The organism is Parashewanella sp. 2210YD4-3 (genome assembly GCF_056591735.1).
Genome location: NZ_JBWQOG010000001.1, coordinates 679,770 through 703,997 on the forward strand (window position 1 = coordinate 679,770; position 24,228 = coordinate 703,997).

Here is a 24,228-nt window from a genome sequence, read left to right on the forward strand (position 1 = left end):
CAAGCTCAACATCGTCTACCCGCTTGTTACACATACAAGAAAGGCTCCAAAGTACACGGGCAACGATACGACTAAATGATGATCTTTGGGGGAGAATAGTTAGGTGCATTCCAACTCAAACTCACCCCCAAGCACTTACATTACCCCAAATAGGGACTTCATCATCACAAGACAAACCGATAGCTCCCCTCAATCCTCTTTTAATTGATACCGAATTCAGCCGTAGTAACGGACTTTATAAGCTGCCTTTTGATTTTTGTATTAAAGCAATGGAGCCATTAATACAGTCGTTAAAGGTACTTTTAGATGGCAAAATTACGCCAACAGACCAACTCTATGCATTGAAGCATACGTCTTGCTCTAATCCTACACATGTTATTTTAACCTCAATGAATCAAGCAATTAGTTGCTATTTTGGGGAAGAATTCAAATTGCCTACTAGAAAGTATAAGTTTGACAAAAAGAGTCCCTAATCAAAATTTTTCTATTGCAGTTTTATATCAATCTTGTGGAGCGATTGGGATTACAAGGGCTCAACTCGCTATTGGCTTATGTCTGCTCGAAAGTAAAACTGACAACGAAAGGTTAAAAAAGAATGAGTCACAGTTTCTAGGAGCCCACGATACCTTATTACAACTTGCCCTAGAATCAATGTTGGAAAAAACAGGTGAATTCACTGATGGTCAAGCCTGCGCCCTTTGTGTTCCTATGATGATAAGTAACAAGAATTTACTAGCGTTAGAACCTGAAATAGAGCTACCTGCAATCGAAGCTAGTGCTGGACCTGAAACGCCTCTTAGCAATGAACCTCAGCAAACCTCTCAGCTGAAAATGGCACATAAAAGCTCTCAAACAGAGACGATTAAGCCACAAAAGCCAAAAACAACAGGAGCCAATTCTAGTCATACCGGAAAATATCATCGAGCCATCGAATCTTGCCTTAGTAATTCAACGTTTATAAGCCAATTATCATCAAGTTTAATAACGATTTTTGGCTATTTTAGCAAGCGAAACTTACTAGATTACCAACAGTTACAGCAAATAGAGGTATGCTCTGGCGCACATATACAATCCGATAAGCTCAGAACTTGGCTAATGAAATTTTTAGCGACATCTAATGAACAAAGGTGTCAGGAATTTTATGAAGCAATAGCTGAAAGTGCCTCCTCAAACATGTATGGAGAGCTGATGAAGCAAACATTAGATGAAATGCTTCACTGATCTAATGCACCTTAACTTCTTGTATCAAGTTGAAAATATGCCAGCTCTTACCAATCTTAACTTATATGATTTATATGCCTAAAAATGTTTTTAACTCTGTCTTTTCTTGCTAACATACGCGACCTTCTAATGACCAAGGAACTCCTGTAATGTCCATCGAAAGACTTGAAACCAAACAACGTATGAGTCGTATTGTTAAGCACAATGGCACTATCTACTTATGTGGTCAGGTATGCGCCGATGCCACTAAAGGGATCACTGAGCAAACTCAGACCATGTTAGATAAGGTCGATACATTACTAGAGCAAGCAGGCAGTGATCGCGAGCACATTTTATCCGCCACGATTTACATCAAAGATATGCAATACTTTGCAGAAATGAATGCCGTTTGGGATGCATGGGTGCCAGAAGGTCACGCACCCGCAAGAGCGTGTGTCACGGCTAATATGGCACGTGAAGAATTACTTGTTGAAATTTCAGTGGTCGCAGCAGAAAAATAAAAGTGATTCGGCGTTAGTCATGCTAGCGCCAACTATTGTCCTATGCTACGAACAGTATTGATTTTGTGATAGCAAACACGGGTTACTCTATAAAATTTGAATCTAAAATCAATATACTTTAACCATTTCAGATGCTTTTTAAATATCACCTCCCTGTGAATATTATTTTCCTTATCTAAAGTAACTCACTTTTTCTGATAATTGATTGGATAATTGGTTCAGCTCTTGTGAACTTTGAGCCGTATCTTGTGCCGCTTTATAATTATTTTGGTTTAAAACAGTGACTTCATTTGCACTGGAGGCAATTTCAGTACTCACGTTCGCTTGTTGTTCAGAAGTCGCGGCAATTTCTTGTGCCATTTGTTCGATATGGGATATTCGAGTGGCAATACCAGAAAGCGCACCACCAGTCTCTTCAGCCTGCTTGTCAACTTCTAGTCCATGGTCACTGCTAAGTTTCATCAGCTTAACGGCTGTTTGTGTACTGCTTTGCAACTGGCTGATGATACCCACTACTTCTTTAACTGATTGCTGGGTTCTAGCCGCTAGGCTTCGAACTTCATCTGCCACAACCGCAAAGCCTCGGCCTTGCTCTCCAGCCCTCGCTGCTTCAATAGCCGCATTCAAGGCTAACAAGTTGGTTTGTTCAGCAATTTCATCAATCATTTTGGTGACGCTTTGAATATTGTTGCTTTCCACTTCTACGGTTTGGATCGCTTCAGACGATGATTGAATTTGCTCAGATAGCGAAGATACTTTAGCCTGCATATTTTCAACGATTTTAGTTCCAGCTATTGCATCATCATTAGCCTCTCGCACACTCATTGCGATTTGCTCAACCTGCCCAGCAACACTTTGCGCCGACGCGGCCATTTCTTCCGTTGCTGTAGCAATATGCTCAATTTGCGACTGTAGAGACTCAGCTGAAATTAAACTTCCTTCCGCATTACCTTTGGCCTGTTCTGCTTGGGCAGCTAAGGATGTACTGATATCTTTTATATCTGTGGTCAATTCAAACAGTCTACCTGCCATACTGCCAACAACAGCGGTTAATTGTGCCATCTCATTATTTGATGAAGCATCCCCACCCTCAACCGTTAAACTCACTTCACCATTACCTAGGCGCTTCATGTAATCGTGATTTTTTGCCATTGGTGCTAATAACCTTTGCATGACCAAATACAAGATCACAATCACCACAAGACACACAACAACGGCAATGGTTAGGATGATTTTAAGCAAATAGGTACTGCCTTCAGTAATTTCAGCAACTGAAGTGCCACCACCTATTACCCAATCCCAACCAGATACATAGGAAGTCACCATGTATTTTTGTTGTATGTCTTTTCCTGATTGAGATTGATAAAAATGCACTTCATTAATCGTATCCATTAAATTAGCCAGTGGACGACGACCATCATCGTTTACTGTGCTTTGGATATTTTGCCCTATGAAGTTGATATTGGAGTGCAATAAATAATTTCCACGCTCAGCGCTTGCACCATTAACCACAAAACTTTCACCGCCTTTACCCCACTTCACTTCTTCAATTGCTTTAAATATGGACTCAGTCGCTTTTTGTAGGGGAATAGCAGCAAATGCGAGCGCAAAAATACGACCGTTATTGAGTAAGGGCCGATAATAAGCAAGGTAGTTTTTACCAAATAACTTGACCATGGATGAATAAGGCTGCCCTGACATTAACTTGCTATAACCAGGGTGTGACTTTCCAAGGTAAGTTCCTACCACTCTTTGACCATTGGCATTTTTTAACGTAGTAATACCGCGAATAAAATCATCACCATCTCGTAAAAAGATAGTGGCATCAGCTTCAGTATTTTGTTTAAAACGGTCAATAACAGGCGTTAATTCCGATAAAGGCTTTCCCGAAGCTTCAATTCGATCTACAGACTTACCTTTTATTGAATCGTTTCCGGCGGCTGGGGCTAATCCATGCAAATACCCGTGGACGAGTGCTCCTTCGAGGTGCTCTGCTGAAAGTAAAAAAGCTTGATATTCTTCGCTGAGGGCTTTTGCTAAGGTATCAATTTTACTCTGATGATCACTCAAGGTTTGTTCTAAATAGAGGGTCTTGGCTTGCTTGTATATCAGAGTGGCGGTACTAGCAAAGGCAAATACAATTAACACCGTTATCAGGGATAGCACCTGAAATGAGATACTTTTATTTTTAAACATAATTAATACGACCACCGAATAGTTTCTTTACTCTATTTTCGGCGGATTTTATATGATTTAATTTTTATGAGCTATGTGCAATATCTCATTTTTTGTTAATCGACCTTGAATTTAACGTTGGAATTTTTTCGCTTTTTTGAAAATAAAAATCTTCTATTAAATATGAGTAAAGTGCATCAAGATTTGGCCGATAAAATAAGAACTCAGGGTTACATGAGAAAGACAAATGGATATCAGTGGTTCAAATGTTCAATCAGCAGCAAATCAACAAACAACTAATGTGAAAGTGATGCAAATGGCCAAGCAACAGCAAAAAGCAGAAGGTGAAACGGCCATGCAACTCATCAGCAGTGCGGCACCAAAACCTGTCGGCAACGCAGGTCATATCATCAATACTAAGGCTTAATATACTCGTGAATTAATAATTGCCCCATGAGCAAAAGTGCCTTTGGTGAATTATGATGTCACCAAAGGCATTTTTATCAATGAAAATGCTAATGGCTAGAAAAAGTGCCTCATAGCCAGTTGCCATTGCCTTTCAATAAGGTGTTTAGGTAAGCCAATACTGGTTCGGGCTTTGCGCTCACTGTCTATCCAGTTAAATTCTGTATGGATAAACCAACCACGCTTGATTTGGTAACGATAAGATAACGTTAAAGAACGACCAGATTCATTATTATTATCAGTCACCATTTTATCATTATCTGTCACCGAAAAGTGTTCTAGGCGACCACTTACAGTATGTTGCTGCCAGCGTCGGCTGAGCAAAATATTTGCACTTTGATAATCGTTATTGACGGCATCAAACCCTTCAGGCGCCATCATTAGTGTGTCACCTTTCATGTATTGAGCAATCATTTCAACTCGAGCTGGTAAGCGCCATTTGACTCCAACATGATGAAAACGGGTACGCCAAGCATATTGACCATGCTTAACGACCTTGGTATTGGCATTATTGTCATAATACCCTATCAATAACCGACCGTTGCCGCGCCATGACCACTGCGCTGAAATATGAGTGCCGAGTCTGTTATCTAGCTCAATGAATGGATCTGATTGTTTTGCCTGCCCTTTTAACACACCGTCAAATTGAGGGAGGTGAGGAACAGGAATCGTCTCATGCCATAAAGTTTGTCGAGAGCTTTGGGTCCAGCCATGCCAAGCTAATAGCGCTCCTGTCGTATCATTATTGGTAAATGCTTCCACATTAAATGAAAAGCTATGGGGCGATTGAAAGAACTTCCCTAAACGCGTGATTCCGATTTTTACACCTGTATGACGGACCTCTTCGGCTAACCATGCATTGATGGCTGAATAATTTAACGTGTATGGCGATGCCCAAGCTGTTGCAAGGTTTTCAAGGGTAATATTGGGGTACATGATCCCAGCTTGCGCTTCAACCCGATAACCACTTTCAGTCGGTAAACCGCGATATTTAACAACGGCTTCAGTGATCCCAATGCCATCGTCGACGTTATCCCAATAGCCATTCGCTACAATTTTGGTTGACCATTTATCACTAAGCTCAAGATGATGGCTAAGGCCAAGCTGAGATAGTGCTAACTGAGCACCATTGTTAGCTCTGAACTTTCCTAGCCCACCTTTAAGGTAACTCTGTGTTCCATCAACATTAGCCACTGATAAGTCAATAATTCCTGACCACTTTTGTTCAACGGCTACTGCAGAAGTTGATAAACACAATAAGCCAATAACAACTAACTTCATGTTATTCCTTTCTTATTATTTATTCAGTGACTAAATCTGTATTTGAAGATGTGCTGTGGTAAAAATATTCACTTTGTAATAACCAAGTTTCAAGATCCGAGCCTGAAATAGGCTTGCTTAGATGATAGCCTTGGGCCATTTCACATCCACGCTCTCTTAACCAATCCAGCGTATCTTGATTTTCAACACCTTCGGCAACCACAAATAGATTCAAATTATGGGCAAGTTCAATGGTGGACTTAACGATGATCTGATCATCAGTATTTGACATCAACTGCTGTACAAACGATCGATCAATTTTAACTTCATCGACAGGAAGCTGCTTTAATTGTCCTAATGATGAATAGCCAGTACCAAAGTCATCGATAGACAGTTTAAGCCCTTTAGCACGCCAATAACTTAGCTGCATAATGGCACTGTCTAAATCCGACACCACGGCATCTTCAGTGATTTCCAAAGTAAATACCGACATGGGTACGTGATGCTGATTAATGGTATTCAACACCCATTGACAAAAACTGCTGTCTTTGAGATTTTCAGCAGAAATGTTTATGGCGATACCCAGCTCAATACCTTGCGCACGCCATTGTTTATATTGCTTGATCGCAGTCTCTAACACCCAACGTGTTAGTGCATTCATTTGTCCTGTTTTTTCCGCAATAGGAATAAATACGTCAGGTGGGATCATGCCTTTCTCTGGATGTGCCCAACGTACAAGCGCTTCAACTTTGATCACTGCATTTTTTTGTAAACACAACTTAGGTTGGTAGTATAAAACTAACTGATCACTTTCAATCGCCGATTTTAAGCCATTGATAAGTTGTAATCGTTCAACCGTATGCTCATCAATCTGTTTATCATATACCTGATATTCAAGCTTATTACTTTTAGCGTATTGCAAAGCAGTATTGGCTTGCTGTAAGACCGAGAACATCGAAGAAGAGTGATTACGTATCGCAGCCCCCATGGTTAAGTCTAACTCAAGCGATAACCCTTGATAACGATAGCGGCGAGCCATTTTTTCACGTAATGATGCGATTAACTGACCAATATCATCGACATGAAAATCATTCAATACCAGTGCAAATTCATCACCAGAAATGCGGCATGCAAAGTTCACATTTTTCATGCTTTCTAAGCGACGACCGACTTCTTTAATAATTTCATCACCGACACCATGACCAAGCGTGGCATTAACTTCTGTCATGCGTTTCACGTTCACCAAGCAAATCATGAACTGCTCATCATGCTCCAGCCAAGTAGAGAGCATTCTGTCCAATTCATTTCGGTTTGGTAAATTGGTCAAAGGGTCATGGAATGCTTGATACACAATTCGCTGCTCACGACTCAAGATGGCCTGTTGCATCTCAGAAAATTCGTGAGCCAATTGCGCAAGTTCTATGGTGGAGCTTTCTTTTACTTTATGATCGTAATTACCACCTGCAATAAACTTGGCCTGCTCAATCATGTGCTTGATGGGCTTAGTAATACTGCGAGAAATGTAATAAGCCGCCAGCATTGATAACGGCAACATCGAAATCACAATCCATAGCTGTTGCCACCATTGCTCTTTTAACGGAGCCAGTACTTGCTCCCTTGGCAGATACATGTAGGTGTAGAGTGCTTTATTATCAATAGCACCGAGTTTTTGGCTCCAAAATAGATAGCGACGGTCACTAAATTTGCCCACCAACTGATAAGCCAAGTCTTTTAACATATCACCGTCTGTAGCGGTCGATTGACGAACGTCAGAAACCTTTAATTGTGGGTCAACCAAAGCAAAACCTGTTGTCAGTCCCGTTTGCTGCATTAATTCTGTAGCCAACTCAGCGTCTATTTTAAAACCAAAGCCTACCCAACCTAGTAGGGTATTTCCTCCTGCAGTGATACGAGAAAACTGCATTTGATAAAGACTACCACCCACTTGATACAATAAATTCACTGTAGATTGTGCTTTATTCAATGAAACAGAAAAGGCTTTTCCTTGTTCAGGTCCTAAACGATAGCGGGTTTGCCCTTTATCATTTTTACCACTGATCAACTGAGCAATAATTTTTCCGTCTTTATCCACCGACATGGATAAATTCGCTTTAATTCGTCGCTGATGATTGCCTAAGGCCGTGAGAAAGCTGCCCATGTCACCTTCGATGAAAATTTCTTTCAAACTATAGTCTTGAGACACTACCTCAGAAAATACACCTAGGTAAAAGCTACGCGCATCAAATTGGTTTCTAAATACTTCCACCGCATTTGCTATTCGGCTGCTGATTTGCTGCTGCTCAAGTTGCTTATGGGTTTGAAAAGACATCCAAAATGAAAAACCTTGGATGATAACCAATAAAATAACAAAAAACAGGAAGATTCGAGTTTGCAGTTTATTCCAAAATCGAGGCATCAATATGATTCCCAAAACTCAAATTCATCTAGGGCTTTTTGCTCTGGAATTGGCAAAATATCAGAGGTTATTTTAATGGATAAGGGGTCATTTTTAGGCAAGGTAATCTTGCTTATTTGCTGTTGAGCTTCGGCTTGCATTTGAGGATGCCATACTACCAATTGATACTCGCCAGTTGGTGTATCATCAAAGCTTACTTTCCCATTTTCGTCCGTTAATCCATAAAAAGGCGTATCAACAACTTTCACATAACTGCTCATCCAGTCATGCACATTACAGCCTAATGCTATTTCACCGGCTTTAGCTATGGTTAGCACGTCACTCTTTGATTGCTTTGGCATTTTTATAGAGAAACGTTTAACACCTGCTGCGGAATAGACATGGTGAGAAATACTATCTTCATTAGTAATAGCAACCTTACTTCCTGCACGCATTACTACAATGTAAGGATCAAATTGCTTATCTTTTTGTCGAACAATATGAGGAGCATTAGGGAGCGGATAAGCCGATACATCAAAAGAGGAAGACGGTTTTAGGTAGACCACCATATTTGCTAAAGGCTTAGAGTTGTTATCAACCACTATGACTTGGTTTGCCAATGATATCGGCATCCAACAACACAGCATCAGGCATACTGATAACCACTTACAATAATTCATTCTTTGCCCTTAACTGAGTTACAACTCATGATCGTTTTTATTTTGACAACTTATTAATTAGCGCGTGTGTTTTATAAAATTTCATCATGAAAATCAACACTTAACTTTTTAGACAGGAGAACCTGCTTAAAACTTTCCCAAATTTTACAAAAATTTGCCCCTGTATGCCTAGTTAAGCTCACTTATATTCGGCATTTGGCCTTAAAAGTTAACAAAATTTCTCAATAGATGCACTCAAATTCACTTCTATTTTAAAATAAAAAATCCGGCTCATTGGCCGGATTTTCTCTCGTCCAGACCTGATTTAGACGATTAATCCAATCTTTTCATAGACTTTCTTCAAAGTCACTTCAGCACGAGCTTGCGCTTTTTCTGCGCCCTCTTTTATGACCGAATCAAGGTAAGCTTGATCGGCACGGATTTGATGGTAACGCTCTTGCAGTGGTTCTAACATCGCAACAACCGCTTCGCCTGTCGCTACTTTCAAGTGACCGTACATTTTCCCTTCAAATTCAGCTTCAAGCTCTGCAATTGAACGGCCAGTTGTGCCCGACATAAGGCTCAATAAGTTAGACACGCCAGGTTTGTTGTCTACATCAAAAGCAACTCTTGGTGGCTCTTCTGAGTCAGTCACCGCTTTTTTGATCTTTTTAAGGACTTTCTTAGGATCTTCTAACAAGCCAATCACGTTGTTGTTATTTTCATCTGACTTAGACATCTTCTTAGTCGGATCTTGCAGCGACATCACTTTCGCACCTAATGGTGGAATGAATGGATCTGGAATGGTAAAGGTATCACCGTAAGCATTGTTGAAACGTGTAGCGATATCACGTGTTAATTCAAGGTGCTGTTTTTGATCTTGCCCTACAGGAATTTCATTGGCTTGATACAACAAGATATCAGCAGCCATTAAAACAGGATAACCAAAAAGCCCAACATTGATGTTATTAGCGTGCTTTTGCGACTTGTCTTTAAACTGAGTCATACGATTCAGCTCACCCATTTGGGCATAACAGTTTAATGCCCAACTTAATTGTGTGTGTTGAGGCACATGAGATTGAATGAATACCGTGCTCTTTTTTGGATCAACACCACAAGCAAGATATAAGGCTAACGTATCTAAGCAAGCTTCACGTAAAGCTTTAGGATCTTGCCTTACGGTGATGGCATGTAAATCAACAACACAATACAAACAGTCATGGCTATCCTGCATTTGTACCCACTGGCGAAGTGCGCCCATATAGTTTCCTATGGTTAATTCACCAGAAGGCTGTGCGCCACTCAATACAATGGGTTTGGTCATTGGTTTACCTACTCCTAAATTAAAATTGGGTATTTACCCAATTTTCAATATGATGAAAATCGTCAAATACGGCATCTGGACCGCAAAGGCCAATATCTTCTCCGTAGTTATAGCCATAGGTCAAGCCTATTGATGCAATTGCCGCTGATTTTGCCGCCAAAATGTCATTTTTCGAGTCACCGACCATCAACAACTGATGATTTTCAAGCTGCCATTGCTGCAAAATATGATTGATTGGCAGTGGATCGGGTTTTTTCTTCTCTAAGGTATCGCCACCAATAATAAGACTGAAATACCCATCAAGATCAAATGCCTTTAATAAGGGAGCAATAAATCGCTGCGGTTTATTCGTGACAATAGCAAGTTGATAGCCTTGCTTATGCAATCTAGCTACTGTCGCTTTCACACTCGGGTATAAACGGCTATGTTGGTTTAGATGTATGTCATAGTGACGCATAAACACACCTACAGCATCAGCCAATACTGCCTGCTCTGGTGCCTTCTGGGTTGACCAAGTAATGGCACGTTCTACTAACACTTCAGCGCCATTCCCCACCCATGAGCGTACTTGGGCTTCCGATGATAACTCATAATTGAGCTCCATCATCATACCATTCACACCCGCTGTTAAATCAGGTACGCTATCAACTAAAGTGCCATCTAAATCAAAGGCAATGGCTTTAAATCGGCGGTTCATTTCGCATCAACTTTGGCTAATTCCGCACGCATTTCATCAATTACCGCCTTGTAATCAGGCTTGTTGAAAATGGCAGAGCCTGCTACAAACATATCGGCACCAGCCGCCGCAATTTCGCCGATGTTATCTACCTTAACGCCACCATCGATTTCCAAGCGAATGTCTCGACCACTTTCATCAATACGACGACGTACTTCACGCAATTTATCAAGAGTACCGGGGATAAAGGATTGACCACCGAAGCCAGGGTTCACCGACATCAATAAAATGACATCTAATTTATCCATAACATGATCAAGGTAATGCAGTGATGTTGCAGGGTTAAATACTAAGCCTGCTTTACAGCCTGCGTTTTTGATTAATTGTAAGCTTCTATCAACGTGCTCTGAGGCTTCTGGATGAAAGGTAATAATAGAGGCACCCGCATCTATAAAGTCAGGAATGATGCGATCAACTGGCTTTACCATCAAATGGACATCAATATCAGCTTTAATACCGTAATCACGCAACGCTTTACAAACCATAGGACCAATGGTCAAGTTTGGTACGTAGTGGTTATCCATCACATCAAAGTGTACGACATCCGCTCCGGCATTGATGACATTTTCAACTTCTTCACCAAGGCGAGCAAAATCAGCAGATAAAATGGATGGAGCAATCAGAAATGGGCGCATATAAGACTCTCATAATGAGGTAAATTTAAGCTTATTTTACTCTTGGAATGCCATTCTAGATAGTCTTGATATCATAATTATTGAGCCGGATCAGACCTCTGCCGCCGAGTTAAAAAATAGCTGTTTAAATTACAAACGATATTAGTATATAATCATCGGTTGGTGTGTTCATATACAGGATTTTCATCATGGCTATATTAGGGAAAATAACCTTGAAGAAATACAAATTCAAGCTTGCCATGGCTCTCACAGGAACAGTTTCTGGGGTTATTGTTTTTGCCGCCCAATCTCCTATTTCTCACTCTTATTGTGCTAACCAAAGCTCAATTGAATACAATCAGATGCTGCCGAGTAATCACCCTGTAAATCGATGCTCAACTCAAGCTAAACAACTAAATTGGGGCAGTTGGCTTACAGGCAATAGTGACTCAAATCAATTCCACTTTTTTGATTTGTTTGAATTATTACATGGCGGTCACGATCGCCGCATTCCTAATAATAGCGACGATATTCCAACTCAATAATGTTGAAGATATTTTGGCAGGTCCTAACCAGTACGCTCGCTGCATTTTTTGGTGTGCAAAGTGATAAAAATAGACAGCGAGACTTTCAAATGAGCTCTCCAGTGCCTTTTATCATTATGGGGATAATTCTGGCCGCTCTATTAGTGATGAGTTTAATGCTTTTTGTTCGGTGGATTGTCGATTAATTTTCAGGCAAGTGATAATGCTCGTCATATAATGCAATCAATTCATCTACTTTATTTCTGCCACTGCCTTTTTGACTGATATTTCTCTGCACCTTTATCTGCTCAAACATAGCACCGTGATACAACTCTCGAGTTAGAGGAATATCATGATTACTGATTACCACCGGAATGTTTTTTTCTCGCGCAACCAAACGTGCACGTCGAGCTAACAAGGCTTGGTCATCCAAACTAAAACCCGCTCCAACATAGGTTGTAAAACTGGCGGTAGTCGATAATGGGGCGTACGGAGGATCACAATAAATCACATCTCCGGACTCAGCTAAATCAAACGCTTGCTCGTAACCCACACATCGAAATTCTGCCTGCTGTGCTTTCTCGGCAAACGCCCATAATTCCTTTTCAGGGAAATAAGGCTTCTTGTATGAACCAAATGGAACATTAAAGCCCCCTTTGCGGTTGTAGCGACACAAACCATTAAATCCATGTCGGTTCATGTATAAAAACCACAATGAGCGGTCTAATTTATTCTGGGTGTGATTAAAGGCTGAACGAATGTCGTAATAAGCTTCTTTTCGGTTCATTTCTGGCACAAATAACTTACGAGATTCTTTGATGTATCGTTCAGGTGTGCGCTGCAAAATTTGATATAGATTGATCAAATCTTGGTTGATATCGCAAAGCAAATATGACGGATAGTCCGTATTCAAAAAGACACTGCCAGCCCCAACAAAAGGCTCAACTAAACGTTGTCCTTCAGGTAAAGACTTTTTGAGTGTATCAACAAGTTTAAATTTACCGCCAGCCCACTTTAAAAAGGCTCTATTTTTATTACTCATGGGCTGGGTCAATTCCAGATGATTACTAATGCGAAAACAAAATTGTACGATGATTTGTAACGGATTTCATTAAGGATCACTCGCTATTTAAAATCATAGTCTTTTAGCGCCGTCCATTTCCTTAGCCAAGGTGCAGGTATCTGGGTTTGCTTTTTTAGTTTTTGTATCGTGTCCTTCGCCACCTGTCGACTTGGAAAATCTCCAAGTACCACCACCCACTTCTTTCGATGCCTTGCCACTTTAACATCACTCCAGCCATTGAGTTGTGACAAAAGCTTATTTAATGACTTTCTCTGAGTCATAGTGGCTAACTGCAAGGTATAACCTTTTGGGTGTATCGGAACAAACTTGTTTAAAGCAGGTTTGTTTTCTTTCGGTGGTACCAAACTCGATATTTCTGCCTTAGTAACAGTGTTAACACTAGCTGACGAGTTCTTCGGAGCTATTATTCGTACTGTTTGAGTAATAGCCTCAGAATCTTTTGCTGCTTCTTTCTTTGGCTCTAACCTAAGAGGCTGTTTGATTTCCTGTAAAGGTTCATTGTTTTCTTCGAACACAACGCTGCTATGCGCTTTTTCGAGTTTAAGCCTAGGCTCAACTTTAGATGTCTTAGTCTCAAGCTTATGCTCTGACTCTACCTCTGCCTTAGGCTTTGGTAACACCACTCTTGTATCAGGAGTCTCAGTTTGAGATGAACGTGATGAGTCAGATAATTGAGTGACATTAATCACTGTGTTCGCTTGAGTTTCTTTGGTTACTGCTTGTTGTGGTGTGATTTCTTCATTGGCTTCCAACAACCAAAAGCTAAATACCAGCAACACGGCTGTAATAGCGACTAAACCAAACTTTATGCGGTTCGTTAGCCAAAGAGTGGTGTCATTAGTGGCTTCGCCGTTGAATAAAGCTTTATATTCGCCTGGATAAACAGGACTATCACCAAAATCTGGTTTTTCAATGGGCTTATCGCTGCCGTTATTTTGCTGTCCCACTAAGATCAAATGTAAATTGTATTGCTCATCTAACGAGAGTGGCTCTATTTGTAAGCAGGTATACACATCTTCACTAAGCTCAGCTTCTAAATTCTCAACAAATTCTGTTGGTACACTAGCGATAACACTAACGGGCTGACCTGCCGCTTGCATCTGCGATAACGTCATAAATTCAGCAAGCAGAGAGATGGATAAATGATGCGCATCATCCAGTAAAATCAACAAAGGCTGGCGAATAGTAGTCTGAACTTTAAGTAAAGTGTCCGCCAGTGGCATATCATCGTCGAACAGAGGCTCATCCAACAATTGGATCCAAAGCTTACGGCGAATTTCGGTATCGTCCGCATGCAGTGGGCAGGCAACAAATGCACATCTCGATTCATTATTTTGCTGATGTAAAGCGGTAAGAATGGTGGTTTTCCCACTACCGACCTCACCACTGAGAAACTGTAGTTGCTCGACATAACTTGCGTTATGCAATAATCGCTCAACGATAGATTGTTGTGAAACTAATAACGACATGATGAATTCGCTGTTAAATTTAACCCAAAGTTAAATTGAAGTCAGTCAGTTAACACTTTGGTTAATACTGCAGGTGGCGTTTGCGATGTCACTAAGGTGTTTCCAATCGCTTGAGGTAAGATCAATCGTATTAGACCGTCTTTTACTTTTTTATCACGTTGCATTAAAGCTAACATTTGTTCGCAGGTTAGTGATTGCGGCTTCACCGTTGGCAATCCAAACGCTTTAATTAAAGCCGTCACCCGCTCCACCACGTCATTTGAAATCCAACCTAAGTGTTGAGATGTTTGAAAAGCTAGCACCATACCCACAGCCACCGCTTCACCATGCAGCCATTGGCCATAACCTACACCAGTTTCAATCGCATGACCAAAAGTATGGCCTAAATTGAGTAATGCTCGACAGCCACGTTCGGTTTCATCTTGTGACACAATTTCAGCCTTAATTTCGCAGCAGCGTTTAATGGCCTCAATTAAATATTCAGGCTGTTTTGCTTGCAGTTGATTCTGGTGTAACTCTAACCATTCGAAAAACTCAATATCCCACAGTAGTCCATATTTAATGACCTCAGCCATCCCTGCCGCAAATTCTCTGTCTGGTAATGTTGCTAAACAGTCGATATCAATCAACACACATTTCGGCTGATGGAAACTGCCTATCATGTTTTTACCAAGAGGATGGTTTACTGCTGTTTTTCCACCTACGGATGAATCAACCTGTGCCAATAATGTGGTTGGGATTTGAACAAAATCTACGCCGCGTTGATAGCAGGCTGCCGCAAGCCCTGTCATATCGCCAATAACACCACCACCCAGCGCAACTAGCATACAATCACGTGCGTATTGTTTTTCAAGCAAGGCATCGAAGATATGATTAAGGTGTGCCATATCTTTGTATTGCTCGCCATCAGGTAGAATGACCGTTTCAACAGCATTAACATCAAACTGTAAACACCATTTTTTCGCCTGGTCTATATACAAAGGAGCAATCGTGTCATTACTGACGATCAATAACTTTTTATTTTTGAAAGTAGCATTAAGCTCAACAGGTAATGGTAATGGAGTTGATGATCTCGCAAATAATTGCTGACCAATTATGATTGGGTAGCTACGAGTATCGAGTTGAACGTTAATACATTCCATGGCGCATCCTAAATTACAGTTGAGTCCTGTCTTACAAGGGTATGAGTATAACCTGAATGATTAACGATAAAAGAGTGGGAGTATTGCGCAGCTTAGATCACATCTCAAACGTTATCTGGCTGCGCAGAACAAAAAGTGAATTAGAAACCTAATTTTTCAATAATTTGGTTCGCTACTACTTTTGCACTTTGGTCGTCCGTTTTCACAACTATATCCGCAATCTCTTCATAGAGAAGATTACGAGTTTTAGCTAGCGTTTCCAATACTTCACGAGGATCATCCACTTGCAATAAAGGACGACGCTTATCGCGTTGAGTACGAGCAACCTGCTTATCGATGGTGGTTTCAAGATAGACCACAAAACCACGAGCAGAAAGGTAGTTGCGGATATCTTTACTTTCGATTGAACCACCCCCAGTGGCCAATACGATACCTTGCTTTTCAGAAAGATCTGAAATTACTTTTGTTTCGCGAAGGCGGAAACCTTCTTCGCCTTCAACATCAAATACCCATGCAATGTCCGCACCTGTACGATGTTCAATCTCTTGGTCGGAATCATGGAATTCTAAATGTAGCATCTGCGCCAAATGACGACCGATGGTACTTTTACCTGCGCCCATTGGGCCAATAAGAAAAATATTACGTTTTTCAGCCATTGTTTATACGTCTGAATCTTATGAAGTGTTTGCCAATACCGATGGACGTGCCAATCGACCTATATTTTACCTTGCTCTAAAGAGACTTGACTGAGGATTATCTCAGTTAATCTCTACCCTTGGCAAGTATTGCGCACGATTAATAAATGATTATATGAACTTGATTATTACTTAATTGCAATAAAAAAGCCTAAGTAGAGCATAGCACACTCAGCTTAGGCTTATGTATTAAAACAAATTTATAGCTGATCCGTTACAATTTTTGGGGTCACAAAAATGAGCAGTTCACGACGTTCATTTCTTTCCTGAGTATTTCTAAATAAGTACCCCAAGTAAGGAATATCACCCAAAATAGGCACTTTACTTACATTATTGATGAGATTTCGTTGATAAATTCCCCCTAGAACTATCGTCTCACCATTTTTGACTAATGCCTGAGTGCCTATACGTTGAGTATCAATGGACACAGCATCACCTACTGCCGTTGGCACGGTTTCACCACGGGAGTCTTGAGTAATTTTTAGATCTAATATGACACGGTTATCAGGTGTGATTTGTGGGATCACTTCAAGTAACAATACCGCAGGCTTAAAAGTCACCGAAGTCGCTCCACTTGAAGTGGATTGCACAAATGGAATTTCAATACCTTGAGAGATATACCCTTTTTGCTGGTTCGATACCGTTAAACGAGGACTAGCCACGATTTCAGCTTTATCTTCCTGCTCTAATGCACTCAGCTCAAGATCCAGTAATGTGCCATCGGATAACTTAGCAACATGGAACGCAATCCCTGCCGCGTTATCATTCCGAGCTGGCAAGTTCACATTCAAACGATCAGATAACGATGGAATACGACCTTGAGCAATATCGTTGGCTCCTTCTAAAGAACCTGAAGTGCCATCTCTTCCTTGCTGATCGCTAAACCCCCAACGAACCCCAAGATCTTCGGCGACATTGTCACGCACTGTGACTACACGTGCTTCAATTTCCACTTGGCGAATCGGAATATCAATGATCTTCACTAAGCGATGTACACTTTCGATGGTATCAGCGGTATCTTTAACCAATAAGGTATTCGTTCGTTCGTCTACCGCAACGGAGCCACGCTTGGTAAGTAAGCTGGAGTCTTCATTCTTAAGCAAGGCGGCAATATTTGTGGCTTTAGCATAGTTAATCTGAATGTATTCAGAAAACAAAGGTGCCAGCTCTTCTACTTCTTGCTTATTTTTCAACTCTTGTGATTCACGTATAGCAAGCTCTTCGGCAGGTGCCACCATCAAGATGTTACCTTCAATACGTTTTCCAAGGCCTTTGGTTTGTAAAATAAGATCCAAAGCTTGATCCCATGGAACTTGATCCAATCTCAGCGTAATATCGCCTTCAACCGTATCTGAAACAATCAAATTAAATTGATTCATATCGGCAATGATTTGCAACGCCGTTCGTACTGAAATATTTTGGAAATTTAAAGCAAACTTTTTGCCTGTATATGTTTTCTCTTTTTTAATGGCCGCTTCTCGAACTACTTTATCTACATTCAGTTTTAACGTATTGCCTTCTTGGTTATAGCGATATTCATATTCGCCACCCACATCAACCATGATTCGAGAAATCAAATCATCACGAAACGTTTCAAAGCTTGTTACTGGCGTATCAAAATCATTCACATCAACGATATACAGTAAATCATCGTTAATTTCGGTATTGAAAAACTTCACTTCAAGTTTGGCACCGACCTGTTCAATATCCACGGCAATAGAACGGTTGCTAAGTTCAACAATCAGCTCACTGCCACCAGATTGAGAGCGCTTAAAATCAATATTCTTAATACTGTTAACAAAAGATTGAACGATTTTCTGGTTCTGACCACTTTGCTGAACAGCATCATTGATAGTCAAACGATAGCGATTACCGATTACCCGTCCCTGATAAGGTAATACTTGCTCCAAGGATAGAGTTAAATGCAAACTGGAGCCTTGTTGAGCCACCTTCAAGTCATCCACACCCACTTTATCAATCAAAATAGCGTTTTTACCTAAATCAGAAACACTGTCGGCAAAATGTAATTCTAATTTAGCCGGATTCGCCTTCATATCTGAAGTGGGTACCGCAATATCATTTTCAAATAAGAATTCGATTTCTAATTGATGGTCAACAACGGCGTGATACTGCACATCCAATAAACGGTTAGCACCCATGGCTTGAGGAGCTATCGCCAACAAGGCAAACAAGCCTAACCAGACATTCAGCCTGAGCTTTTGTAGGCTTTGGATACTACTTTTGATTACAAAATCCATGATAAATTTGTCCTTTCTTGGCTACTCACTGGTTAATTCCATGCTACTTATACGTTCAGTCCAGCACCCTGATCCATCTGGAATTAACTCAATAATATCAATTCTACTATCTAATATTCTTACAATTTGCCCATGGTACAAACCTAAATGTTGCCCAGTTCCTGATCGATAAATACTGCCATCACTGGTTTCTATTAACGCCCATATACGGCCATCTTGTGTAATCGAACCTCGCATTTTTAAATTATCCAATGCGTAGGTTTCTAATCGGCTTTTCCGCCTTGCTAAATCTGGTTGAAGGCAATTCTTACTGGAATCGATGACTTCTTCAGTTAATTCTCGAGACGGTGGAGAAAACGGGCTTCGAAGTAACTCCGCATGATAGGCAAAGTGCTCAAATTTCGGTGATTCATTAATTGTTGGAATATGAGCCACATGCTGAGCTTTTGTCGTGGTGACAAATAATTCTAAATCAGCTCTATCTTTTGAACATCCCGCCAACAACAGAAACAGTAGCAGGGTAAACTTTTTCATCATTTTGCCCCCTGTTTTTTGCTATCGGCTTCTTCTGCATTATTTTTGAAACGATAAGTTTTCGCTAAAATATCCATTTCAAGCTGCCCATCAGGGCTTTGTTTTATCACAAAATCATGCAAACTCACGATACGAGGCAACTTAGCGACACTACTCACCATATTGCCAAGTTCATGATAATCACCTTTCACTGACAATCGAATAGGGAACTCTAAATAGAAGTCTTTAGGGATTTCTTGTTCCCAGTCGATGCGATTGATTTTTAAGCCAGCGTCTGTGGCCACAAAAGTTAAATCATCTAATAAACCAGGCATTTCGTTCTGTGAAGGCAGCATTTTCAAAAGCTCAGAAAATTGATTTTCTAGCTGTATTAACTGCTCACGATACAGCTTCAAATTGGAAGCCATTTGGTACTTTTGTTTAAACGACTGTCGTAATTCCTGCTCTTTATCCTGCATTCGATTTAACGATTGTATTTCATCAGAAACGACAAAATAGTAGCTAAATATCAAGACGATAACCGCCAGAACACCACAAAAGAGAATCTTGACCTCTTTTGGCCAAATCCCCATATTTTCTAATTCGAGGTCATTGAATTGATCTAGGTTCATCCTTTTCCTCCTAAATCAATCTGGCTGTCTTGAGCTGAATCTGGAGCAATTACTACTCTCATGTTGAAATATTGAAACTGTCTTGTTTCAATATCTTGAGTAGAAATTTCTTTGGTATTGGCGTCATGTAACCATTTTGAAATCCCAACTTTACGCATCATATTGGATACGTGGTTATTGGATTCACTCTTGCCTTCAATCCACAACAAGTCGCCTTTTTTTTCTATTGTAGATAAATAAATACCAGCTGGAGTTACACGAACCACTTCATCTAATACATGAGTTGGCAGGTTTCTGGCTTGTTGTAAGTTCAAAATGATGTCAGTACGTCGCTCAATATCACTTTTACGAAGATTGATGCCTTGAATTTCTTTAATTTGACTTTCAAGTAACTGAATTTCAGATTGCAGATAGGTATTTCGATCTTGTTGTTCAGCCTTTAAGTAATCGATGTACATTAAGCCGATATACACTACGCCACAGGTTGCGAGAAAAACTAATCCTAGCACGCCCATATAGTCGCGCTTTTTCTTTTCTCTTGCTTCTTCACGCCATGGAAGTAGATTTATGTTCGCCATGAGCTGAACCCCCTCAAGGCTAAACCGCACGCAACCATATACTTGCTAATATGCTTTTTCAGTACGAGTTCATCTTTTTCATCAGCCGAAACATTACCTTCAAGGGGATTTGCTATAACCGTATGAATACCCAATTCATTAGCGATCAAATTCACCATCCCTTCCAACTTAGCCGTACCGCCTGATAACACAATATAGTCTATGGTATCGATGTTAGTATTAGCACAGAACACTTGAATGGATTTTTTGATCTGTTGTAACAGTTGAGCTTGAAAAGGCGAAAGTACTTCATACATATAATCCCTAGGTAGCTCCCCAGTGACTTTTGCTTTTTCAGCTTCATCATAATCCATACCATAAAAAGACTGGATTGAATGAGTAAATTGTTCTCCACCAAAGGCCTGTTCACGAGTAAAAATCGTTTCCCCTTCTTTGGCAACGGCAAACGTCATAATATTTGCCCCCATATCAACCATCATCACCGCTTTTTCATAGGCGTCATCCGGAAGCTGACCTAAGACCAATTCGTGAGCACGACCCAATGCATAACCTTCAACGTCAATCACTTTTACATCTAAATCTACGCTGCTAAGGGCGTCAACTTTGGCGTCAATATTTTCTGTACGACACGCACTTAGTAGTACATTTACTTTACTGGTATCGGTTTGATTAGGCTGTAAGGTTTCGAAATCAATACTGACTTCATCAAGGGGATAAGGGATCAGACTATCGGCTTCAACTTCAATTTGAGCTTCCATTTCTTCTTCGCTCAAATTAGCATCCATAAAGATAACTTTTGTAAGTACCGCAGAGCCAGAAACCGAAGCTGCTGCCAATTTTACAGTTTTAGGTAAACGACGTTTGATCAGCTCTAAAGCTTCAATAACGGCGGCGGCATCTAGAATATGGTGATCACTTACCGCCCCCTTCTTTACCGGAACCGCAATATGGTTACTAATTTTGTAACCTTCCGTGGTCTTACTCAACAAAATGGCTTTGATCTCATGAGCACCAATATCAATGCCGACCATTTGTGGAGTTAAACGCTTCCATAAATTTGAGAGCATATATTGTTATCACTTCACCGTAAAAGTTAATACATTTGAGCGTATCATATCGGGAACCTATAAATTTAGTACACATATTATGCATTGCCCAATAATTTTCTCAATACTTTTATTTATAATACAAATAAAATCAACAAAAAATTAACTCAGTTTTGCGATACTTAAAAATAATATTTTTTGCTGCTACACTCCCTGAAAACAGGGCAATCTTTCGCCACTCGAGCTACAATAATTTGACACACTCCTGATCACTTGACGTATTTCAGCCATCCACATTGGATCTTTTTCCGTTTATACTGTTCTCATTAAAAGACATAATGATAAGTTGAGACACGCTACGTGAAATGGATAAAACGATTAGGGATACTGTTTATCAGCTCCATCATTCTTGCGATTGCAGGTATTGGTGGGGCGTATTGGTATGTTTCACCTGAGCTTCCAGATGTAGCAACGTTAAAAACAGTTCAACTCCAAACACCGCTGCGAATTTATAGTGAAGATGGCAAATTGATTTCTCAATTTGGCGAAAAGCGTCGTATTCCATTAAAGCTTAAAGATATCCCCAAACCTATGATTGATGCGTTTCTAGCGACAGAAGATGCACGCTTTTATGATCATGGTGGTATCGATCCTATTGGTGTGGTTCGCGCAGCTTTTGTTATGCTCTCGACAGGCCAAAAGAAGCAAGGTGCTTCCACCATCACTATGCAGGTGGCAAGAAACTTTTTTTTAACCCGCGATAAGACCATTATTCGTAAGGTTAAAGAAATTTTTATTTCTTATCACATTGAGCAATTACTGACTAAAAATGAAATTTTAGAACTTTATCTCAATCGTATTTATCTTGGGCAACGCGCTTATGGTGTCGGAGCCGCTGCGCAAGTGTATTACGGAAAAGGCGTTGGAGAGCTTACATTACCAGAAATCGCGGTCATTGCGGGTCTACCTAAAGCACCATCAACGTTGAATCCGATCACTTCAGAGCGTCGCGCTATGGCTCGTCGCAATATTGTTTTGTTGAGAATGAGAGATGTAAATGCCATTACTCAAGCTCAATATGATGAAGCCACTCATGCTCCAAACACTGCATCTTACCATGGTGCTGAAATCGACTTATATGCTCCCTACATATCAGAGATGGCTAGAAACTATATGGTGGATAAATACGGTCGAGAGCAAGCCTATACTGGAGGGTATAAGGTTTACACCACGGTTTCCTCGAAACTCCAATTAGAAGCCCAATCAGCATTACGAAACAACGTCTTTGCCTATGATGAGCGCCATGGCTACCGCGGTCCAATCGCTACCCTATGGCAGCCAACAGCATTGCCTTCAGAGATCCCATCCCATGATACGCTTATTTCAACCTTAAAAAAGACAGCTCCAGTTGTATCTTTGCACCCAGCGGTTGTGCTCCAAGTAGAGGAAAAACAAGCCACAGTGCTTCCTCTTGATGGCAACCCTATCACTCTGGACTGGGATGGACTCAAATGGGCAAGAAGCTATATATCAGACAGTAAACAAGGTCCCGCTCCGAAAACAGCCTATGAAGTCTTGCAAGCTGGACAACAGATTTGGATAAGGCAACGCAATGAGCAATGGCAGTTATCGCAAGTGCCTAAAGTATCGAGTGCCATGGTGAGTTTAAATCCGCATGACGGTGCCATCGAAGCGTTAGTGGGTGGCTTTTCCTTTGGTAAAAGCCAATATAACCGAGTCACTCAGGCACAACGACAATTAGGTTCTAATATCAAGCCTTTCATTTATACAGCAGCGCTTGAAAAAGGGTATACCCTTGCCACGTTAATTAATAACGCGCCAATTAATGAACCGGATATTCGTCAAGGTATAGCATGGCGTCCAAAAAACTCGCCAGATGTGTATGGCGGTCCAACTCGAATACGCGTTGGCTTAGCAAAATCAATAAATGTAATGGCGGTTAGAGCGTTGCGCATGGCTGGATTAACTGCCACTCGAAATCGTCTTATGGATTTTGGCTTTACACCTGATGAGCTACCTAAAAACGAATCTATTGCACTAGGTTCGCCAGCCGTTACACCTATGCAAGTAGTCAGAGCTTTTAGTGTCTTTGCTAACGGTGGTTATTTAGTAGAACCATACTTTATCAATGAAATAAAAGATTCAGACAATAATGTCATCCAGCAAGCTCATCCAACATTAGCTTGTCCCCCCGTTGAACAAAATGAAAATGATGATAAATGGGAAGCAACATTAGCTGCACTTTCAGCCGAACAAGGCATTGAATACCAGCCTGAACAAAATGACAGTGATCAATGTAATCCCACTACTCCACACCGCTATGCTAAACAAGTGATCTCAGAGCAAACTGCTTTTTTGATCCGACAAGCTCTAAACAGTACTATTTTCGGTGGTGGCAATTGGAGCAAAGGCAATGGTTGGAATGGTACCGCATGGCGCGCCGCCAGAACGGTAAAGCGTCGTGATATTGCAGGTAAAACGGGAACAACCAATGAATCAAAAGACACTTGGTTTAGTGGCTTTAACCCCAAACTGGTCACCACGGTCTGGGTAGGGTTTGATGATCATTCTCGTGAACTTGGGCGTACAGCTTGGAACGCCAACGCTGGTCAAGGTCAAATTGCTGGTGCTGAATCAGGCGCTAAAACGGCAGGACCTGCATGGAATGCCTTTATGCGAGATGCGTTAAAAGGTACGCCTGAAATGGCAGATACGCCACCAGAAGGCATCATTTCTGTACGCATCGATCTTAAATCCGGTAAATTAACTCACAAAACTGATTACACCACTCGCTTTGAGTATTTCATAAAAGGCACAGAGCCCACTGAGTATGTTAGTGGCAACAATGATGATGAAAATATTTTCATCGACTCCAACAGTGGAGAATCGTTATTTCAGTAAATCTAGGTCGGGTAAG

Annotated in this window: 22 protein-coding genes; 6 read left to right on the forward strand and 16 right to left on the reverse strand. The window is 40.8% G+C overall.

Features of this window, described 5'->3' with window-relative positions:
* The first annotated feature begins 453 nt into the window (after positions 1-453).
* Both AC1EU0_RS02900 and AC1EU0_RS02905 read left to right on the forward strand, forming a co-directional pair.
* Positions 454-1,221: a hypothetical protein gene (locus AC1EU0_RS02900; protein ID WP_480300422.1), complete on the forward strand. Its 768-nt coding sequence runs from the start codon at positions 454-456 to the stop codon at positions 1,219-1,221.
* Between the two features lie 149 nt (positions 1,222-1,370).
* Positions 1,371-1,721: a RidA family protein gene (locus AC1EU0_RS02905; protein WP_480300423.1), complete on the forward strand. Its 351-nt coding sequence runs from the start codon at positions 1,371-1,373 to the stop codon at positions 1,719-1,721.
* A 171-nt stretch (positions 1,722-1,892) separates the two neighbouring features.
* On the opposite strand, the gene AC1EU0_RS02910 is transcribed toward AC1EU0_RS02905, so the two are convergent.
* Positions 1,893-3,917, reverse strand: coding sequence for a methyl-accepting chemotaxis protein (locus AC1EU0_RS02910; protein ID WP_480300424.1), 2,025 nt, complete (start codon positions 3,915-3,917; stop codon positions 1,893-1,895).
* A gap of 226 nt (positions 3,918-4,143) precedes the next feature.
* Here AC1EU0_RS02910 and AC1EU0_RS02915 point away from each other — a divergent pair, with 226 nt between their 5' ends.
* Complete coding sequence (locus tag AC1EU0_RS02915) at positions 4,144-4,323, forward strand: cytoplasmic protein (protein ID WP_480300425.1); 180 nt, start codon at positions 4,144-4,146, stop codon at positions 4,321-4,323.
* A 95-nt stretch (positions 4,324-4,418) separates the two neighbouring features.
* On the opposite strand, the gene AC1EU0_RS02920 is transcribed toward AC1EU0_RS02915, so the two are convergent.
* The 6 genes from AC1EU0_RS02920 to rpe form a co-directional block, all read right to left on the reverse strand.
* Complete coding sequence (locus AC1EU0_RS02920; RefSeq protein WP_480300426.1) at positions 4,419-5,642, reverse strand: hypothetical protein; 1,224 nt, start codon at positions 5,640-5,642, stop codon at positions 4,419-4,421.
* 19 nt (positions 5,643-5,661) lie between these two features.
* Positions 5,662-8,037 (reverse strand): EAL domain-containing protein, encoded by a 2,376-nt coding sequence (locus AC1EU0_RS02925; protein WP_480300427.1) that lies wholly within the window; start codon positions 8,035-8,037, stop codon positions 5,662-5,664.
* Positions 8,037-8,648: a carboxypeptidase regulatory-like domain-containing protein gene (locus tag AC1EU0_RS02930; protein WP_480300428.1), complete on the reverse strand. Its 612-nt coding sequence runs from the start codon at positions 8,646-8,648 to the stop codon at positions 8,037-8,039. Before AC1EU0_RS02930 ends, AC1EU0_RS02925 begins: the two co-directional genes overlap by 1 nt.
* Positions 8,649-9,000: 352 nt before the next feature.
* Positions 9,001-9,999, reverse strand: a complete 999-nt coding sequence (gene trpS, locus AC1EU0_RS02935) for a tryptophan--tRNA ligase (protein ID WP_480300429.1) — start codon at positions 9,997-9,999, stop codon at positions 9,001-9,003.
* 19 nt (positions 10,000-10,018) lie between these two features.
* Positions 10,019-10,696 (reverse strand): phosphoglycolate phosphatase, encoded by a 678-nt coding sequence (locus tag AC1EU0_RS02940; protein WP_480300430.1) that lies wholly within the window; start codon positions 10,694-10,696, stop codon positions 10,019-10,021.
* On the reverse strand, positions 10,693-11,370 hold the full coding sequence (gene rpe, locus AC1EU0_RS02945; protein ID WP_480300431.1) for a ribulose-phosphate 3-epimerase: 678 nt from the start codon (positions 11,368-11,370) through the stop codon (positions 10,693-10,695). The genes AC1EU0_RS02940 and rpe overlap by 4 nt, the downstream gene beginning before the upstream one ends.
* 188 nt (positions 11,371-11,558) lie before the next feature.
* Between rpe and AC1EU0_RS02950 the strand changes: the two genes are divergently transcribed.
* Positions 11,559-11,894, forward strand: coding sequence for a hypothetical protein (locus tag AC1EU0_RS02950; protein ID WP_480300432.1), 336 nt, complete (start codon positions 11,559-11,561; stop codon positions 11,892-11,894).
* Positions 11,894-12,079: a DUF2970 domain-containing protein gene (locus AC1EU0_RS02955; protein ID WP_480300433.1), complete on the forward strand. Its 186-nt coding sequence runs from the start codon at positions 11,894-11,896 to the stop codon at positions 12,077-12,079. Before AC1EU0_RS02950 ends, AC1EU0_RS02955 begins: the two co-directional genes overlap by 1 nt.
* Here AC1EU0_RS02955 and AC1EU0_RS02960 read toward each other — a convergent pair.
* From AC1EU0_RS02960 to AC1EU0_RS03000, 9 genes are all read right to left on the reverse strand, one after another.
* A complete protein-coding gene (locus AC1EU0_RS02960; RefSeq protein WP_480300434.1) occupies positions 12,076-12,915 on the reverse strand; it encodes a Dam family site-specific DNA-(adenine-N6)-methyltransferase in 840 nt (279 codons plus the stop codon). The two genes, AC1EU0_RS02955 and AC1EU0_RS02960, sit on opposite strands and share 4 nt — an antisense overlap.
* A gap of 83 nt (positions 12,916-12,998) precedes the next feature.
* The gene (locus tag AC1EU0_RS02965) at positions 12,999-14,426 is read right to left on the reverse strand and encodes an AAA family ATPase (RefSeq protein ID WP_480300435.1); all 1,428 of its coding nucleotides are present in this window, start codon (positions 14,424-14,426) and stop codon (positions 12,999-13,001) included.
* Between the two features lie 41 nt (positions 14,427-14,467).
* Positions 14,468-15,568, reverse strand: a complete 1,101-nt coding sequence (gene aroB / locus AC1EU0_RS02970) for a 3-dehydroquinate synthase (protein WP_480300436.1) — start codon at positions 15,566-15,568, stop codon at positions 14,468-14,470.
* 140 nt (positions 15,569-15,708) lie between these two features.
* Positions 15,709-16,224: a shikimate kinase AroK gene (gene aroK, locus AC1EU0_RS02975; protein WP_480300437.1), complete on the reverse strand. Its 516-nt coding sequence runs from the start codon at positions 16,222-16,224 to the stop codon at positions 15,709-15,711.
* 239 nt (positions 16,225-16,463) lie between these two features.
* Positions 16,464-18,521 (reverse strand): type IV pilus secretin PilQ, encoded by a 2,058-nt coding sequence (locus tag AC1EU0_RS02980; RefSeq protein ID WP_480300438.1) that lies wholly within the window; start codon positions 18,519-18,521, stop codon positions 16,464-16,466.
* A gap of 21 nt (positions 18,522-18,542) precedes the next feature.
* Positions 18,543-19,055: a pilus assembly protein PilP gene (locus tag AC1EU0_RS02985; protein ID WP_480300508.1), complete on the reverse strand. Its 513-nt coding sequence runs from the start codon at positions 19,053-19,055 to the stop codon at positions 18,543-18,545.
* Positions 19,055-19,666, reverse strand: a complete 612-nt coding sequence (locus AC1EU0_RS02990) for a type IV pilus inner membrane component PilO (RefSeq protein ID WP_480300439.1) — start codon at positions 19,664-19,666, stop codon at positions 19,055-19,057. Before AC1EU0_RS02990 ends, AC1EU0_RS02985 begins: the two co-directional genes overlap by 1 nt.
* Positions 19,663-20,244 (reverse strand): PilN domain-containing protein, encoded by a 582-nt coding sequence (locus AC1EU0_RS02995; RefSeq protein WP_480300440.1) that lies wholly within the window; start codon positions 20,242-20,244, stop codon positions 19,663-19,665. The genes AC1EU0_RS02990 and AC1EU0_RS02995 overlap by 4 nt, the downstream gene beginning before the upstream one ends.
* Positions 20,232-21,311 carry a pilus assembly protein PilM gene (locus tag AC1EU0_RS03000; protein ID WP_480300441.1) on the reverse strand — a complete coding sequence of 360 codons (1,080 nt, stop codon included), beginning with the start codon at positions 21,309-21,311 and terminating at the stop codon, positions 20,232-20,234. The genes AC1EU0_RS02995 and AC1EU0_RS03000 overlap by 13 nt, the downstream gene beginning before the upstream one ends.
* Before the next feature lie 339 nt (positions 21,312-21,650).
* On the opposite strand from AC1EU0_RS03000, the gene AC1EU0_RS03005 reads away from it, so the two are divergent.
* Positions 21,651-24,212 carry a penicillin-binding protein 1A gene (locus AC1EU0_RS03005; protein ID WP_480300442.1) on the forward strand — a complete coding sequence of 854 codons (2,562 nt, stop codon included), beginning with the start codon at positions 21,651-21,653 and terminating at the stop codon, positions 24,210-24,212.
* Positions 24,213-24,228: the final 16 nt, after the last annotated feature.

Coding starts and splice junctions, on each gene's coding strand:
- AC1EU0_RS02905 (WP_480300423.1), top strand. CDS start 1,371: ATGTCCATCGAAAGACTTGAAACCAAACAACGTATGAGTCGTATTGTT.
- AC1EU0_RS02910 (WP_480300424.1), bottom strand. CDS start 3,917: ATGTTTAAAAATAAAAGTATCTCATTTCAGGTGCTATCCCTGATAACG.
- AC1EU0_RS02915 (WP_480300425.1), top strand. CDS start 4,144: ATGGATATCAGTGGTTCAAATGTTCAATCAGCAGCAAATCAACAAACA.
- AC1EU0_RS02920 (WP_480300426.1), bottom strand. CDS start 5,642: ATGAAGTTAGTTGTTATTGGCTTATTGTGTTTATCAACTTCTGCAGTA.
- AC1EU0_RS02925 (WP_480300427.1), bottom strand. CDS start 8,037: ATGCCTCGATTTTGGAATAAACTGCAAACTCGAATCTTCCTGTTTTTT.
- AC1EU0_RS02930 (WP_480300428.1), bottom strand. CDS start 8,648: ATGCCGATATCATTGGCAAACCAAGTCATAGTGGTTGATAACAACTCT.
- trpS (WP_480300429.1), bottom strand. CDS start 9,999: ATGACCAAACCCATTGTATTGAGTGGCGCACAGCCTTCTGGTGAATTA.
- AC1EU0_RS02940 (WP_480300430.1), bottom strand. CDS start 10,696: ATGAACCGCCGATTTAAAGCCATTGCCTTTGATTTAGATGGCACTTTA.
- rpe (WP_480300431.1), bottom strand. CDS start 11,370: ATGCGCCCATTTCTGATTGCTCCATCCATTTTATCTGCTGATTTTGCT.
- AC1EU0_RS02950 (WP_480300432.1), top strand. CDS start 11,559: ATGGCTATATTAGGGAAAATAACCTTGAAGAAATACAAATTCAAGCTT.
- AC1EU0_RS02955 (WP_480300433.1), top strand. CDS start 11,894: ATGTTGAAGATATTTTGGCAGGTCCTAACCAGTACGCTCGCTGCATTT.
- AC1EU0_RS02960 (WP_480300434.1), bottom strand. CDS start 12,915: ATGAGTAATAAAAATAGAGCCTTTTTAAAGTGGGCTGGCGGTAAATTT.
- AC1EU0_RS02965 (WP_480300435.1), bottom strand. CDS start 14,426: ATGTCGTTATTAGTTTCACAACAATCTATCGTTGAGCGATTATTGCAT.
- aroB (WP_480300436.1), bottom strand. CDS start 15,568: ATGGAATGTATTAACGTTCAACTCGATACTCGTAGCTACCCAATCATA.
- aroK (WP_480300437.1), bottom strand. CDS start 16,224: ATGGCTGAAAAACGTAATATTTTTCTTATTGGCCCAATGGGCGCAGGT.
- AC1EU0_RS02980 (WP_480300438.1), bottom strand. CDS start 18,521: ATGGATTTTGTAATCAAAAGTAGTATCCAAAGCCTACAAAAGCTCAGG.
- AC1EU0_RS02985 (WP_480300508.1), bottom strand. CDS start 19,055: ATGAAAAAGTTTACCCTGCTACTGTTTCTGTTGTTGGCGGGATGTTCA.
- AC1EU0_RS02990 (WP_480300439.1), bottom strand. CDS start 19,666: ATGAACCTAGATCAATTCAATGACCTCGAATTAGAAAATATGGGGATT.
- AC1EU0_RS02995 (WP_480300440.1), bottom strand. CDS start 20,244: ATGGCGAACATAAATCTACTTCCATGGCGTGAAGAAGCAAGAGAAAAG.
- AC1EU0_RS03000 (WP_480300441.1), bottom strand. CDS start 21,311: ATGCTCTCAAATTTATGGAAGCGTTTAACTCCACAAATGGTCGGCATT.